This window comes from Serratia sp. HNCC26DJ206 (assembly GCF_057180605.1).
Map to the genome: position 1 here is coordinate 143,115 of NZ_JBXUGP010000010.1, position 13,967 is coordinate 157,081.

13 protein-coding genes are annotated in these 13,967 nt (G+C 52.9%); 9 read left to right on the plus strand and 4 right to left on the minus strand.

Going from position 1 to position 13,967, the window contains the following annotated elements:
* Positions 1-51: 51 nt before the first annotated feature.
* A complete protein-coding gene (asnC, locus tag AC2A1E_RS08965) occupies positions 52-513 on the minus strand; it encodes a transcriptional regulator AsnC (protein WP_459400637.1) in 462 nt (153 codons plus the stop codon).
* 155 nt (positions 514-668) lie between these two features.
* Between asnC and asnA the strand changes: the two genes are divergently transcribed.
* Entirely contained in the window at positions 669-1,661 is a 993-nt protein-coding gene (gene asnA, locus AC2A1E_RS08970; RefSeq protein WP_484383448.1) for an aspartate--ammonia ligase, read from the plus strand.
* A gap of 7 nt (positions 1,662-1,668) precedes the next feature.
* Here asnA and viaA read toward each other — a convergent pair whose 3' ends face one another.
* Both viaA and ravA read right to left on the minus strand, forming a co-directional pair.
* A complete protein-coding gene (viaA, locus tag AC2A1E_RS08975; protein ID WP_484383449.1) occupies positions 1,669-3,126 on the minus strand; it encodes an ATPase RavA stimulator ViaA in 1,458 nt (485 codons plus the stop codon).
* 2 nt (positions 3,127-3,128) lie between these two features.
* Positions 3,129-4,637, minus strand: coding sequence for an ATPase RavA (ravA, locus tag AC2A1E_RS08980; protein WP_484383450.1), 1,509 nt, complete (start codon positions 4,635-4,637; stop codon positions 3,129-3,131).
* Positions 4,638-5,011: 374 nt separating this feature from the next.
* Here ravA and kup point away from each other — a divergent pair, with 374 nt between their 5' ends.
* From kup to rbsR, 7 genes are all read left to right on the plus strand, one after another.
* A complete protein-coding gene (gene kup, locus AC2A1E_RS08985) occupies positions 5,012-6,880 on the plus strand; it encodes a low affinity potassium transporter Kup (protein ID WP_459400633.1) in 1,869 nt (622 codons plus the stop codon).
* 167 nt (positions 6,881-7,047) lie between these two features.
* A complete protein-coding gene (rbsD, locus tag AC2A1E_RS08990; RefSeq protein ID WP_484383451.1) occupies positions 7,048-7,467 on the plus strand; it encodes a D-ribose pyranase in 420 nt (139 codons plus the stop codon).
* A 7-nt stretch (positions 7,468-7,474) separates the two neighbouring features.
* Positions 7,475-8,980 (plus strand): ribose ABC transporter ATP-binding protein RbsA, encoded by a 1,506-nt coding sequence (rbsA, locus tag AC2A1E_RS08995; protein WP_484383458.1) that lies wholly within the window; start codon positions 7,475-7,477, stop codon positions 8,978-8,980.
* Positions 8,981-8,987: 7 nt separating this feature from the next.
* On the plus strand, positions 8,988-9,950 hold the full coding sequence (gene rbsC / locus AC2A1E_RS09000) for a ribose ABC transporter permease (protein WP_459400631.1): 963 nt from the start codon (positions 8,988-8,990) through the stop codon (positions 9,948-9,950).
* A 70-nt stretch (positions 9,951-10,020) separates the two neighbouring features.
* On the plus strand, positions 10,021-10,908 hold the full coding sequence (rbsB, locus tag AC2A1E_RS09005; protein WP_076943890.1) for a ribose ABC transporter substrate-binding protein RbsB: 888 nt from the start codon (positions 10,021-10,023) through the stop codon (positions 10,906-10,908).
* A gap of 62 nt (positions 10,909-10,970) precedes the next feature.
* Positions 10,971-11,897: a ribokinase gene (gene rbsK / locus AC2A1E_RS09010; protein ID WP_484383452.1), complete on the plus strand. Its 927-nt coding sequence runs from the start codon at positions 10,971-10,973 to the stop codon at positions 11,895-11,897.
* A 5-nt stretch (positions 11,898-11,902) separates the two neighbouring features.
* Positions 11,903-12,904 carry a ribose operon transcriptional repressor RbsR gene (gene rbsR / locus AC2A1E_RS09015; RefSeq protein ID WP_484383453.1) on the plus strand — a complete coding sequence of 334 codons (1,002 nt, stop codon included), beginning with the start codon at positions 11,903-11,905 and terminating at the stop codon, positions 12,902-12,904.
* Between the two features lie 30 nt (positions 12,905-12,934).
* Here the strand turns inward: rbsR and AC2A1E_RS09020 are convergent, their stop codons facing one another.
* The gene (locus tag AC2A1E_RS09020; protein WP_484383454.1) at positions 12,935-13,624 is read right to left on the minus strand and encodes a FadR/GntR family transcriptional regulator; all 690 of its coding nucleotides are present in this window, start codon (positions 13,622-13,624) and stop codon (positions 12,935-12,937) included.
* A gap of 98 nt (positions 13,625-13,722) precedes the next feature.
* Here AC2A1E_RS09020 and AC2A1E_RS09025 point away from each other — a divergent pair.
* The coding region (locus tag AC2A1E_RS09025; protein WP_484383455.1) for a hypothetical protein at positions 13,723-13,967 on the plus strand (245 nt) is incomplete at its 3' end.

Here is a 13,967-nt window from a genome sequence, read left to right on the forward strand (position 1 = left end):
TGAATCAGCTGGGATCTACCTGTGGATAATAGGGGTATAGAAATTGATCCGTTAAGGCACGATGGTGCGCATAATGGGGTTCTGCAGCGAGATCAGGGTCTCGGTTGACTGGATCTCGTCGATGGTCTGGATCTTGTTGATAAGTACCTGTTGCAACGCATCTATTGAACGGCACATCACCTTGATAAACACGCTGTAGTGCCCGGTGGTGTAATAAGCCTCGACCACTTCCTCCAGGCTTTCGAGCTTTCTCAATGCCGAGGGGTAGTCTTTAGCACTCTTTAATATAATGCCGATAAAGCAGCAGACGTCGTAACCCAGCTGTTTTGGGTTCACGTCCACCCGTGCGCCGGTAATGATGCCCGCCTGCTTCATTTTCTCTACCCGCACGTGGATCGTGCCGGGGCTGACGGCAAACGTCTTCGCCAGTTCGGCGTAGGCAGTACGGGCATTGGCCATTAAGGCGTTGAGAATGCCGCGATCGAGATTATCGATCTGATAAATTTCCGCCATTAAATCCCCCTTTAATTGCTGATTGTTGAATTATCACCGCTTAAAAATGAACGATTAAAAATGAAAAGGCAATATTGATTGCTGGATATTGAATTGTGATGCCATTCTGTTGCTTAATCGTCGGCAACTAGACAGGTTATTTAAGAGATACGGCAATGAAAAAGCAGTTTATTCAAAAACAACAACAAATCAGCTTCGTGAAATCCTTCTTTTCTCGCCAACTGGAACAGCAGTTGGGGTTGATTGAAGTCCAGGCTCCGATCCTCAGCCGCCTGGGTGATGGCACGCAAGACAACCTTTCCGGCAGCGAGAAAGCGGTACAGGTTAAAGTGAAAACCTTACCAGACGCTACGTTTGAGGTGGTGCATTCTCTGGCAAAGTGGAAGCGTAAAACCCTGGGTAGCTACGATTTCAGCGCGGGCGAAGGCTTGTATACCCATATGAAAGCGCTGCGCCCAGATGAAGATCGCCTGACGCCAATCCATTCAGTATATGTCGATCAGTGGGATTGGGAGCGCGTGATGGGCGATAGCGAGCGCAACCTGGCTTACCTGCAAGATACCGTTACGCGCATCTATGCTTCTATAAAAGAAACGGAAGCGGCGGTGAGCCGTGAATATGGCCTGGCACCGTTCCTGCCAGAACAGATTCATTTTGTTCACAGTGAAACTCTGCTGCAACGTTACCCGGAGTTGGACGCTAAAGGTCGTGAACGCGCCATTGCCAAAGAGCTGGGTGCCGTGTTCCTGATTGGTATCGGCGGCAAACTGTCGCATGGCAAATCACATGACGTGCGTGCCCCGGATTATGATGACTGGACGACACCGGCTGCCGATGGGCTGGCTGGCCTGAACGGCGATATCGTGGTGTGGAACCCGGTATTACAGGATGCGTTTGAGCTGTCTTCCATGGGGATCCGCGTTGATGCTGCTGCGCTTAAGCATCAGTTGGCGCTGACCGACGATCAGGATCGCCTGAAGCTGGAATGGCACCAGTCGTTGCTGCGCGGTGAAATGCCGCAGACCATCGGTGGCGGTATTGGGCAATCACGCCTGGTGATGCTGTTGCTGCAACTGTCGCATATCGGCCAAGTGCAGTGTGGCGTATGGGCACCTGAAGTGCGTGAAGCGGTTGAAGGCCTGCTGTAAGTTGCTTTTAGCGCCGCCAGCGGCGCATTAAGCGGCTTTTTAACCCGGTATCAAAGCGCCAGATATGATCAAAGATGCGCATGATGCCGGGTTTGCCATAAGCAGACATCGCCACCGCATGAAAACGTTGCTGGTGGCTTTGCTGCTGTAATTTCACCTTTTTTATCACCTCGTCTGGCAATCGCTGGGCAATAAAGTCAGAAATAATCACCGCGTCGGCATCAAACCAGCCACTCTCTGCCATTTTACTCACCGTTGCGCTCAGGCAGGCGGCTAAATCAGTACCGCCACGGAAATGCTGGCCGAGAAAACGCACCGCTTGCTCAATGCCGCTGGCGGCGGTCAGTTCGTAATGCACAATCTGGTTGGCAAACAGCATAATGTAACAACGGCGGTTATCCGCTAACGCGATGCGTAACAAGGCCAGGCAGAAGGCTTTGGCACACTGTTCGTTAAAGCCCCCCATCGAACCGGATGTGTCAACACAGACGATAAACGGCCCGCGCGGCTGTTGATCCTGCTGCTTATGGGTGACCTGGCGCATCACGATTTGTTCCTGCCAAGCATCGCCTTGCAGGCGATAGCTCAGCAGGCGCTTTTCCAGCAACCGCCGATAAAACTCAAACTCCAGTTCTTCAATACCCAAGGTTGCCAGTTCGGGCGGCAATAAACGCAGGATGTCATCACTTTGGTGAATGCCGCTGACCTCTTCTGGCTGAATGGCCGGAACCTGTACCATCATGCGGAAAGGTTCGGGTTGTGCGTCCTGCTGAAGCACCGCTTTGGCTTCATAACTGCGCCCCAACTGCTGTGCCAGTTTTTTCAATTCCGGCTGCTGTTGCAGAAAATCGCCGTATTCCACCAGCCGCTGATAGTCACCGCGTTGTAAATGGCCTTTACTCATATCCCACAAGCGCCCGGCGGCGGTATCGTTTTCTGCCAGTACTGGTTCCAACGCACCACTTAATGCCAACCGTTCCTGTAGTTCGGCCATCAACTGTTCGCGTTCTTGCTCAAGCAACTGATGATGCAGCATGGTGGCCTGTAGCGTCAGGCTAATGCGCCAGCGCTGTAAAAACAGCGTTTGGAAACTGTCTGGATGGTTGTGCAGATCGGCTGCGTCAACCAGCTCTTGCGCCTGTTGATAAAAGGGCGAAATCAACTGACGCAACAGTTCAAGCGTATCATTGAGGTTGTGAAAAAACTGGGCGTTATTTTCCAACTGGCACTGCTGATAACGGTAAAACTCCTGTGCCAGTGCGGGGGGTACCATGGCCTGATGAATGCGTTCTTTTAGCTGTAATCTCCAGCGTGGCAGATCGCGGTTAAGCGCTCGGCGTATCGCTGGGAATTTATTGAAAAACATCATTAGCTGCGGGGCCGCCAACATGCCAATGATCATCTCTTCGATCAGTTCCCCTTCGGCGATCGACAGCAGCAGATCAATCGTTTCAAGGCTGAGCATCGTTATTGACCGCGCATCTGCTGATATTGCTGCTTAATCTGTTCGGCAACCTGTAGCAGGCTGGCTTCGATCTTCGCCAGACCGCTGGCTGGAACAAACAGGCATGGCTGATGCAGGCTGAATAACCGGCGCTGTTCCGCCAGGCGTTGGGTCAGGGCTTCCATTTCGTCCAGCAGCGCCTGCGGTGTGCCACCGGTCGGTTTGCCCGCTGAAGCCAGTAACGCAGGCTGGCGGCTGACATCCAGCACCGTCAAATGCAGTTGGTCGTCCACTTCCAGTTCAATCTGCTGGGCAAAACCAATGCCGTTCAGTTTGGCACGCACATCACCGCCCTTTTGCAGCCAGTTTTCCAACGCGCTGCTTTCGATGCTGAGGTGATTAACCTGGATATCGTGCAGTTGCAGCGGTTTTTGCAGCAGCAGGGTTAATGTGCTGCCGCCGAGCGGCGTTGCCAGCGCATATTGCGGTTTACGACTGAACATACCGCCTTTTTTTACCAGATAGATAGCCTGGCGGTCGCTTTGCTGCTGTTGGTGCTGCATCCAACGGGTATGCGTCTGCTGGAGCTGGATTAACAGCGTCTGTTGCTGGTAAGCCTGTTCAGCCAGCAGTTGGTCTACCTGTTGCTGCAACAGTTTCAGCGAGGTGAGATCGTGCCACAGGCAATCTTTCAGCAGCATTAAATCCAGCGGCGCAATGGTATCGCGGCCGCTAAAGAACGCGCTGGCTTGCAGCAAGCGCAGGGATTTTTTCCAGCGGCGATCGGAAACATAAGGCGCCTGTTCCAACGCGTCCAAACGCTGGCGCAGCAGGAAGATCAGTTCAAAGCAGTTTTCCGGCAATTTGACTTTATCGATCTGGGGCTGCCACTGGTGGAATTCTTCATCGCTGATGCTCAGCGCTTCGGGCACCGGGTTTTCACTTTCACTCTGGCGATTAACCAGCAAAGAACGGAAGTTCTGCTTATCCTGCACTTTATCGAGCCACAGGCGGATCAACATACGGTCGTACAAGGCCTCAAGGCTGTTGTCGGCTTCTGGCAGTTCGTTGGACGCAGTGACCAGCAGGCGCAGTGGGATGGCTTCTTCGCTGTTACCATTACGGAAGCGGCGTTCGTTGATAGCTGTCAGCAGCGTATTGAGGATCGCCGGGCCCGCTTTCCAGATCTCATCAAGAAACACGATTTCCGCCTCGGGCAAATAACCAGAGGTTAAGCGCTGGTAGCGCCCTTCATCTTTTAGCGCCTGAATCGACAATGGGCCGAACACTTCTTCCGGCGTGGAAAAACGCGTCATCAGATATTCGAACGAGCGGGCGCTGCGGAAAGCAAACTTCAACCGACGGGCGATCAGGCTCTTGGCGATCCCCGGTGGGCCAAGCAGGAACACGCTTTCGCCACACAACGCAGCCAGCAAACATAACCGGATGGCTTCCTGTCGTTCATAAAGGCCGCTCTCCAGCGCACTGCTGAGGCGGGAAATCCGTTCTGCCAGAAGTGATGATGACGCCATAAAATAGTCCGCGTTGTCCGGGGGTTAGGGCCGGTTTAATCGGCTGATAATCAATCTTGCTGGAGAATTCGATGATAAACCACCTTTTTCTAAATAGCATAGATTGTTGATTAGTATTATTTTTCTCTTATCAAGAGGATATCTGGTTCACATTTTGTTGATTTTTAGCGGTAGAGATCAGGATAGGCAACCCCGATAAATGATGCATACTGTGCGCCTTTTATCTCCTTTTGGTTTCAAGCCGTAGTATTGTCGGTTGCTCAACTACACTTGAAATCCATTGGTGACGTGGGCGTAACGGATCATTAAGAGCCCGTATCTTTAGCTTGGTGCGGATGTAACGGCTGACGGATGTTCCAGAAAAGAAACGAATTATGAGCACAGAACATAAACAGTCTTTATCGGCGGTAACCTTGGCGGCTATCGGGGTGGTTTACGGAGATATCGGCACCAGCCCTCTCTATACCTTGAGAGAGTGTTTCTCCGGCCATTATGGTTTTGATGTCCGTCCTGATGTGGTCTTTGGTTTTCTTTCCCTGATCTTCTGGATGCTGGTGGTTATCGTTTCCCTGAAGTATCTCACCTACGTGATGCGTGCCGATAACGCCGGTGAAGGCGGAATTCTGACATTGATGTCGCTGGCCGGGCGTAATACCTCGTCACGCACTACCTCATGGTTGGTAATACTTGGCCTGATTGGTGGCAGTTTCTTCTATGGTGAGGTGGTGATCACCCCGGCAATTTCGGTGATGTCGGCCATTGAGGGGCTGGAAATTGCCGCGCCGTCGCTTGATCCCTATATTGTGCCGCTGTCTATTCTGGTTCTGACCCTACTGTTCGTTATTCAAAAGCATGGCACCGGCAGCGTCGGTAAGCTGTTTGCTCCGGTGATGCTGCTGTGGTTTATTGTGCTGGCTCTGCTCGGCGCGCGCAGCATTATCGATAATCCCGAAGTGCTTCAGGCGTTGAATCCGAAGTGGGCGTTGAACTTCTTTATTGAATATAAGAAGGTCTCGTTCTTTGCACTCGGTGCGGTGGTGCTGGCGATTACCGGCGTGGAGGCGTTGTATGCTGACATGGGCCACTTCGGTAAATTCCCGATCCGCTTGGCCTGGTTTACCGTAGTACTGCCTTCTCTGGTGCTTAACTACTTTGGCCAGGGGGCATTGCTGCTGAAAAACCCTGAAGCGATCAAGAACCCTTTCTTCCTGCTGGCGCCCGACTGGGCGCTGATCCCACTGCTGATCCTGGCTACCCTGGCTACGGTGATCGCCTCGCAGGCGGTGATTTCTGGCGTATTCTCTCTGACCCGGCAAGCGGTGCGCTTGGGGTATCTGTCACCGATGCGCATTATCCACACGTCAGAAATGGAGTCGGGCCAGATCTATATCCCGGTGGTCAACTGGATACTGTACATCTCGGTGGTGTTGGTGATCGTGGGCTTTGAACACTCCAGCAACCTGGCAGCGGCATATGGTATTGCGGTTACCGGCACCATGGTATTAACCAGTGTCTTGATCACGTCGGTAGCGCTCAAAAATTGGCACTGGAATCGCTTCTTGGTGGTTGGTACTTTGGCGATCCTGTTGATTATTGATGTGCCGATGTTCTCTGCCAATGCGTTGAAACTGTTCTCTGGCGGTTGGTTGCCGCTGACGTTGGCGTTGGTGATGTTTATTATCATGACCACCTGGAAAAGCGAGCGTTTCAGCCTGTTGCGCCGTATTCATGAGCATGGCAACTCCCTTGAGGCGATGATAGCCTCACTGGAAAAATCCCCGCCGGTGCGCGTACCTGGCACCGCCGTGTTTATGTCTCGGGCCATCAACGTGATCCCTTTTGCGTTGCTGCATAATCTCAAGCACAACAAAGTGCTGCATGAACGCGTGGTGATACTGACGTTGCGTACCGAAGATGCGCCTTATGTGCATAACCTACGCCGGGTGACCATTGAACAACTGTCGCCGACCTTCTGGCGCGTAGTCGCCAGCTATGGCTGGCGTGAAACCCCGAACGTGGAAGAAGTGTTCCACCGCTGTGGTTTGGAGGGGTTACCGTGCCGAATGATGGAAACCTCATTCTTTATGTCGCATGAATCGCTGATCCTGACCAAGCGGCCATGGTATCTGTTCCTGCGCGGCAAACTGTTTATCGCGCTGAGCCGCAACGCGCTGCGTGCTCCAGACCAGTTTGAGATCCCGCCAAACCGCGTTATCGAGCTGGGAACCCAGGTCGAGATATAATCCCCCAAGGGCTTAGTTGACTGACTGAGCCCTTTTCTTTGTCTGTTTGTCGACCACGAGCGAAACGTTTCGATGGCGATCACATTTTTGCAACTTGATCATTGCCTTCCCCTGTTGTTTTTTTAAACTCATTCACGAGCGAAACGTTTCGCTGTTGGAGTGAGAACATGAAAAAAGGCGTGCTACTGAATTCTGAAGTTTCTGCGGTTGTGTCCCGCCTCGGTCATACCGATCAGATCACCATTTGCGATGCGGGGTTGCCAATTCCGGCAGCGGCGCAGCGTATCGATCTGGCGCTGACCCAAGGAGTACCGACGTTTTTACAGGTGGTCGGGGTGGTTACGCAGGAAATGCAGGTAGAAAACGCTATTCTGGCGGAAGAGATAGTTAAACAAAATCCGCTGCTCCATGAAGCGTTGCTAGCTCAATTGCAACAACTTAGCCAACACCAGGGAAATACCATAAGCGTGAGCTATATTAGTCACAGCGAGTTTAAAGTACAAACCGAGCACAGCCGAGCGGTGATCCGCAGTGGAGAATGTTCGCCATATGCCAACGTCATTCTCTGCTCCGGCGTCACTTTCTGAGGCAATTATGCAACCGTTAATGCAACTGCAAGGGATCGATAAAGCCTTTCCCGGCGTCAAGGCGCTTTCTGGCGCTGCCCTCAGTGTCTACCCTGGCAGGGTGATGGCGCTGGTGGGGGAAAATGGCGCCGGGAAATCCACCATGATGAAAGTGCTGACCGGTATCTACAGCAAAGATGCGGGCAGTCAGCGTTTTCTGGGTAAAGAGGTGGTGTTTAACGGCCCGAAGGATTCGCAAGAAGCGGGTATTGGCATTATTCATCAGGAATTGAACCTGATCCCACAACTGACCATTGCCGAAAACATTTTCCTTGGCCGTGAGTTCGTGAGCCGTTTCGGCCGCATCGACTGGAAACGCATGTACGCCGAAGCAGATAAACTGCTGGCGCGCCTGAACTTGCGTTACAGCAGCCACCGGCTGGTGGGGGAATTGTCGATTGGCGATCAGCAGATGGTAGAAATTGCCAAAGTGCTAAGCTTCGAATCGAAAGTCATCATTATGGATGAGCCGACCGACGCGCTGACCGATACTGAAACCGCCTCTTTATTCAGCGTCATCAATGAGCTGAAAGCCGAAGGCCGCGGCATTGTTTATATCTCCCACCGCCTGAAAGAGATCTTTGAAATCTGCGACGACGTTACCGTGTTCCGTGACGGCCAGTTTATTGCCGAACGCCCGGTAGCCGAGTTGCAAGAAGATTCGTTGATCGAAATGATGGTGGGCCGCAAGCTGGAAGAACAGTATCCGCGCCTGAATCTGCCGCGTGGAGAAAAACGTCTACAAGTCAGCCATGTTTCAGGCCCAGGCGTTCACGACGTCAGTTTTACCCTGTATCGTGGCGAAATTTTGGGTGTAGCTGGCCTGATGGGCGCCGGGCGCACCGAATTGATGAAGATTCTGTACGGTGCAGCACCACGTAAAAGCGGCATCGTTAACCTTGATGGTCATGAGGTCGTCACCCATTCACCACAGGATGGGTTGGCTAATGGCATCGTCTATATTTCCGAAGACCGTAAACGCGATGGTTTAGTGTTGGGGATGTCGGTGAAGGAGAACATGTCGCTAACCGCCTTGCGCTATTTCAGCCGCGCCGGTGGCAGCCTGAAACATGCCGATGAGCAGCAGGCGGTGAGCGATTTTATCCGCCTGTTCAATGTTAAAACCCCCTCAATGGAGCAGCCGATAGGCCTGCTTTCTGGTGGTAACCAGCAGAAAGTGGCGATCGCCCGCGGTTTAATGACCCGGCCGAAAGTGCTGATCCTCGACGAGCCGACGCGCGGCGTCGACGTCGGAGCCAAGAAAGAGATTTATCAATTAATTAACCAGTTCAAGCAGGAGGGGCTGAGCATCATTCTGGTGTCTTCAGAAATGCCAGAAGTGCTGGGCATGAGTGACCGCATTCTGGTGATGCACGAAGGCCATCTCAGCGGTGAATTCCCAATTGAACAGGCCACTCAAGAAGTGTTGATGGCAGCGGCCGTCGGCAAGCAATACGGCGTAAAGCAGGAGTAAATCAGATATGAGTTCCCAGAGTGTCGCAAAGCGCTGGTTCAGTAAAGAGTGGCTGTTAGAGCAGAAATCGCTGATTGCGCTGCTGGTGCTGATTGCCGTAGTGTCTTCGATGAGCCCGAATTTTTTCACCCTCAACAACTTGTTCAATATTCTGCAGCAAACGTCGGTGAACGCCATTATGGCGGTAGGCATGACGCTGGTGATCCTGACTTCCGGTATCGATTTGTCAGTAGGTTCACTGCTGGCGCTGACCGGTGCGGTCGCAGCATCAATCGTCGGCTTTGAAATCAATGCGGTAGTCGCCGTGGCGGCGGCTTTGGCGTTGGGGGCTGCCGTGGGAGCCTGCACTGGGATTATTGTGGCGAAAGGCAAGGTTCAGGCATTTATCGCCACGCTGGTAATGATGCTGCTGCTGCGCGGTGTCACCATGGTGTATACCAGCGGCAGCCCGATCAACACTGGGTTTACCGATGTGGCCGATACTTTCGGCTGGTTCGGTATTGGCCGCCCACTGGGAATACCTACACCGATCTGGATTATGGCGATCGTGTTTATTGCCGTCTGGTACATGTTGCATCACACCCGCTTGGGCCGTTATATCTACGCGCTAGGGGGGAACGAGGCCGCGACCCGTTTGTCTGGCATCAGCGTCGATAAAGTGAAAATCATCGTTTACTCGCTGTGCGGCCTGTTGGCAGCATTGGCCGGAGTGATTGAAGTTGCACGCCTGTCATCGGCACAGCCAACCGCCGGTACTGGCTATGAGCTGGATGCTATCGCAGCGGTAGTGTTGGGTGGCACCAGCCTGGCAGGAGGCAAGGGGCGCATTGTCGGCACACTGATTGGTGCGCTGATCCTGGGCTTCCTGAACAACGGTTTGAATTTGTTGGGTGTTTCTTCCTACTACCAAATGATCGTGAAAGCAGCCGTTATTTTGCTGGCGGTTCTGGTAGATAACAAAAAGCAGTAAGTCTCTTTAGAGGCGGGCTTGTCGGCCCGCAGTATTCACGGACACTTCTTCTCCTACAGGAATCTCGAACATGAAAATGAAAAAACTGGCCGTATTCGCTTCTGCTATTGCTCTGTCGGCCACGTTGAGTGCCAACGCGTTGGCTAAAGACACTATCGCGCTGGTGGTTTCGACGCTGAACAACCCGTTCTTTGTTTCGATGAAAGACGGTGCGCAGCAGGAAGCCAACAAACTGGGCTACAACCTGGTCGTGCTGGATTCTCAGAACAACCCGGCAAAAGAGCTGGCTAACGTGCAGGATCTGATGGTGCAGCAACCGAAGCTGCTGCTGATCAACCCAACCGATTCCGATGCTGTCGGTAACGCCATCAAGATGGCCAACCAGGCCAAGATCCCGGTAATCACGCTGGACCGCGCAGCAGCCAAAGGTGAAGTGGTCAGCCATATTGCTTCCGATAACCGTGCTGGCGGTAAAATGGCCGGTGACTTTATTGCCAAGAAAGCCGGGGCTGATGCGAAAGTGATCCAGTTGGAAGGTATTGCTGGAACTTCTGCGGCACGTGAGCGTGGTGAAGGTTTCAAACAGTCTCTGGAACAGAACAAATTCAAACTGTTGGCTAGCCAGCCAGCGGATTTCGATCGCACCAAGGGTCTGAACGTGATGCAGAACCTGCTGACTGCGCATCCAGACGTGCAGGCGGTATTTGCCCAAAACGATGAAATGGCGCTGGGTGCTCTGCGTGCGCTGCAAACTGCCGGTAAAACCGATGTGGTCGTGGTGGGGTTTGACGGTACTGATGATGGGGTGAAAGCGGTTGAAGGTGGCAAACTGGCCGCCACCGTGGCACAGCGTCCGGATCAAATCGGGGTGATTGGCATTGAAACAGCCGATAAAGTGTTAAAAGGCGAAAAAGTGCCGGCCACTATTCCGGTCGATCTGAAGCTGGTGACCAAGTAAGTCATCTCTGCGCCATCGGAACGGGCGTTACGGTGGCGCATAATTTTGCAGGAATCAATGCGATGGAAACAGGAAAGCTGGTGGTTTTGGGCAGCATCAATGCCGACCATATCCTTAATATCGAACAGTTTCCCCACCCGGGTGAAACGGTGATCGGGAAGCAGTATAACGTCGCTTTCGGTGGCAAAGGGGCTAACCAGGCCGTGGCCGCCGGGCGCAGTGGTGCTGAGATCGCGTTTATCGCCTGTGTTGGGGCTGATGATATCGGTGAGCGTATTCGCCAGCAACTGGTAACCGATCGCATTGATACCCAACCGATTGAAGCTATTGCCAGCCGTACCACCGGGGTTGCACTGATTTTTGTTAATGCGGAAGGTGAGAACGTGATTGGTATCGATGCGGGTGCCAATGCGGCCCTGACGCCTGATTATCTTAAGCGTTATCAGCAGAAAGTGATCGATGCGGATGCATTGCTGATGCAGCTCGAATCTCCTCTCGAAACGGTGATCGCTGCCGCCAAACTGGCAAAGCTGCACCATACGCAAGTGATCCTCAACCCGGCACCGGCACGCGAGTTGCCGGATGAGTTATTGGCGATGATCGATATCATCACGCCGAATGAAACCGAAGCTCAGCGGCTAACCGGTATTGCCGTCAATGACGATAGTGATGCAGCCCGTGCCGCCAATGCGTTGCATGATAAAGGTATCGGGTGCGTGATTATCACGCTCGGTAGCCGGGGCGTTTGGCTGAGCGAAAACCGCAGCGGTAAACGGGTGCCGGGCTTCAAGGTGAAAGCGGTTGATACCATTGCCGCTGGTGATACCTTTAACGGCGCGCTGGTTACGGCGTTGCTCGAAGGTAAATCTATGGATGATGCCGTGCGTTTCGCCCATGCGGCTGCGGCGATTGCCGTAACTCGTGCTGGCGCACAGCCTTCTGTACCCTGGCGTGCAGAGATTGACGCTTTCCTGTTGCAACAGGAGTAGTCATTTTGGCCACCATGAAAGATGTTGCGCGTCTGGCAGGGGTTTCCACCTCGACGGTATCGCACGTGATTAATAACAATCGCTTTGTCAGCGACAGCGTGCGCGGCAAAGTCATGGCGGCCGTCGAACAGCTTAATTATGCTCCGTCAGCATTGGCTCGTAGCCTGAAACTCAATACCACGCACACCATCGGTATGCTGGTTACTTCCAGTAATAACCCGTTTTATGCCGAAGTGGTGCGCGGCGTCGAGCGCAGCTGCTATGAACGCGGATACAGTCTGATCCTGTGTAATACCGAAGAAGATGCGGCACGCATGAACCGCAGCATGGAAACGCTGTTGCAAAAGCGAGTCGATGGTTTGCTATTGATGTGCACTGAGAATCATCGTCCGTCACCAGACGCACTGAGTCGTTATCCCTCTTTACCCATTGTGATGATGGATTGGGCACCGTTCGAAGGGGCTAACGATATTATTCAGGATAACTCGTTGCTCGGTGGTGAAATGGCTACCGATCATCTGATCGGCCGTGGTTACCGTAAAATTGCCTGCATTGCCGGGCCACAGGATAAAACCACCGCGCGTCATCGCTTGGAAGGGTATCGCCGTGCGATGCAGCGTGCCGGGCTCGATATTCCGCCTGGTTATGAAGTGCATTGCGACTTTGAATTTGAGGGTGGCGTTCAGGCTATGCAGCAACTGCTGGCGTTGGCTGAACCACCGCATGCGGTGTTTGCCGGGAACGATGCGATAGCTGTAGGGGTTTATCAGGCACTGTATCAGGCGAGGATGGTGGTGCCGCAGGATATGGCCGTCATGGGATATGACGATATCGAATTGGCTAAATACCTGACTCCACCGCTGAGCACTATTCATCAGCCGAAAGACTCACTCGGGGAGTTGGCCATTGATGCGTTGATCCATCGTCTGCAACACCCCGAACGTGAGGCCCAGGTTATGGTGCTGACGCCCGAGTTGGTGGATCGCGCCTCCGTGGGTCGCCGCTAACCGTCTTTCTCTTTTCTTCTATATATAGGCTTACTCGTTATCTTGTAGCAGAACTTGGCATGCGACCAAGGCTGCTGCGCTGTCGCCCGATACGATGGCATCGACAATCGCCTGATGGCTTTGCAGCTTAATCACTTCGTTCCCGGTAATCGCGCGAAAGTAGTTTTGGTAGACCGAACTGAACAATTTGGCGAATGAGGTCAGAAACGGGTTAGCACTGGCTTCGTATATCAACTGGTGATATTGGCTATCAACGTCAATCCAACGTTCGCGATCAAAATCAGTGTGCAGTGCGCGCATCTCCAGCATCAAGCGAGTTAATTGCGCTTTCTGTTGCGCAGTAGCCTTGGCGGCGGCCAGTGAACAGGCTTGGGGTTCGAGCGTGGTGCGCAGGATCAGGAAGTGCTGCATGACCTGATCGAAGTTTTCCTTTGTCATCCACCAGGCCAGTAAATCCTGATCGAGAAAGTTCCATTGGCTTTGTGGCATCACCCTGGTACCGATACGTGGGCGTGGTAGCAGCATACCTTTGGCCGCCAGTATCTTTACCGCCTCCCTCACCGCAGTGCGGCTAACACCAAATTGCTCCCCCAACTCCATCTCACCCGGCAAGATACTGCCCGCTTCATATTTACCTGACAGAATTTGTTGGCCGAGCTTTTCTGCCAGTAGGTAAGAAAGGTTTCGCTGTGCGGCCTGTTGTTGAGCATTAAATTGCATGGCTGCGGATCCTTGGCTTGCATCATTACCTGTCATTTTACTCTACGGGGCGCTAGCTTTTACGGCTGTTTTCGGGGAAAAGCAGCAAAAACGCTGCCTTGCGCAGCGTTTTGTTGAAAATATCCGCGCTTGAAACGTTTTTTGAATTTAGGGGTTGCGGCGTTCTGAGAACTCCCTATAATGCGCCTCCACTGACCGGGAACAACGAACTCTTTATAGCAAAGAATGTCGCCCAGCCAGGAAGAAGCAACCCGGTGAAAACACCGCATCTCAGTAGAGAAAAAAGGTTGACTCTTCAGCGGGAAAGCGTATTATACACCTCCCGCGTTACCGAGAAACATGT

Coding starts and splice junctions, on each gene's coding strand:
- asnC (WP_459400637.1), bottom strand. CDS start 513: ATGGCGGAAATTTATCAGATCGATAATCTCGATCGCGGCATTCTCAAC.
- asnA (WP_484383448.1), top strand. CDS start 669: ATGAAAAAGCAGTTTATTCAAAAACAACAACAAATCAGCTTCGTGAAA.
- viaA (WP_484383449.1), bottom strand. CDS start 3,126: ATGCTCAGCCTTGAAACGATTGATCTGCTGCTGTCGATCGCCGAAGGG.
- ravA (WP_484383450.1), bottom strand. CDS start 4,637: ATGGCGTCATCATCACTTCTGGCAGAACGGATTTCCCGCCTCAGCAGT.
- kup (WP_459400633.1), top strand. CDS start 5,012: ATGAGCACAGAACATAAACAGTCTTTATCGGCGGTAACCTTGGCGGCT.
- rbsD (WP_484383451.1), top strand. CDS start 7,048: ATGAAAAAAGGCGTGCTACTGAATTCTGAAGTTTCTGCGGTTGTGTCC.
- rbsA (WP_484383458.1), top strand. CDS start 7,475: ATGCAACCGTTAATGCAACTGCAAGGGATCGATAAAGCCTTTCCCGGC.
- rbsC (WP_459400631.1), top strand. CDS start 8,988: ATGAGTTCCCAGAGTGTCGCAAAGCGCTGGTTCAGTAAAGAGTGGCTG.
- rbsB (WP_076943890.1), top strand. CDS start 10,021: ATGAAAATGAAAAAACTGGCCGTATTCGCTTCTGCTATTGCTCTGTCG.
- rbsK (WP_484383452.1), top strand. CDS start 10,971: ATGGAAACAGGAAAGCTGGTGGTTTTGGGCAGCATCAATGCCGACCAT.
- AC2A1E_RS09020 (WP_484383454.1), bottom strand. CDS start 13,624: ATGCAATTTAATGCTCAACAACAGGCCGCACAGCGAAACCTTTCTTAC.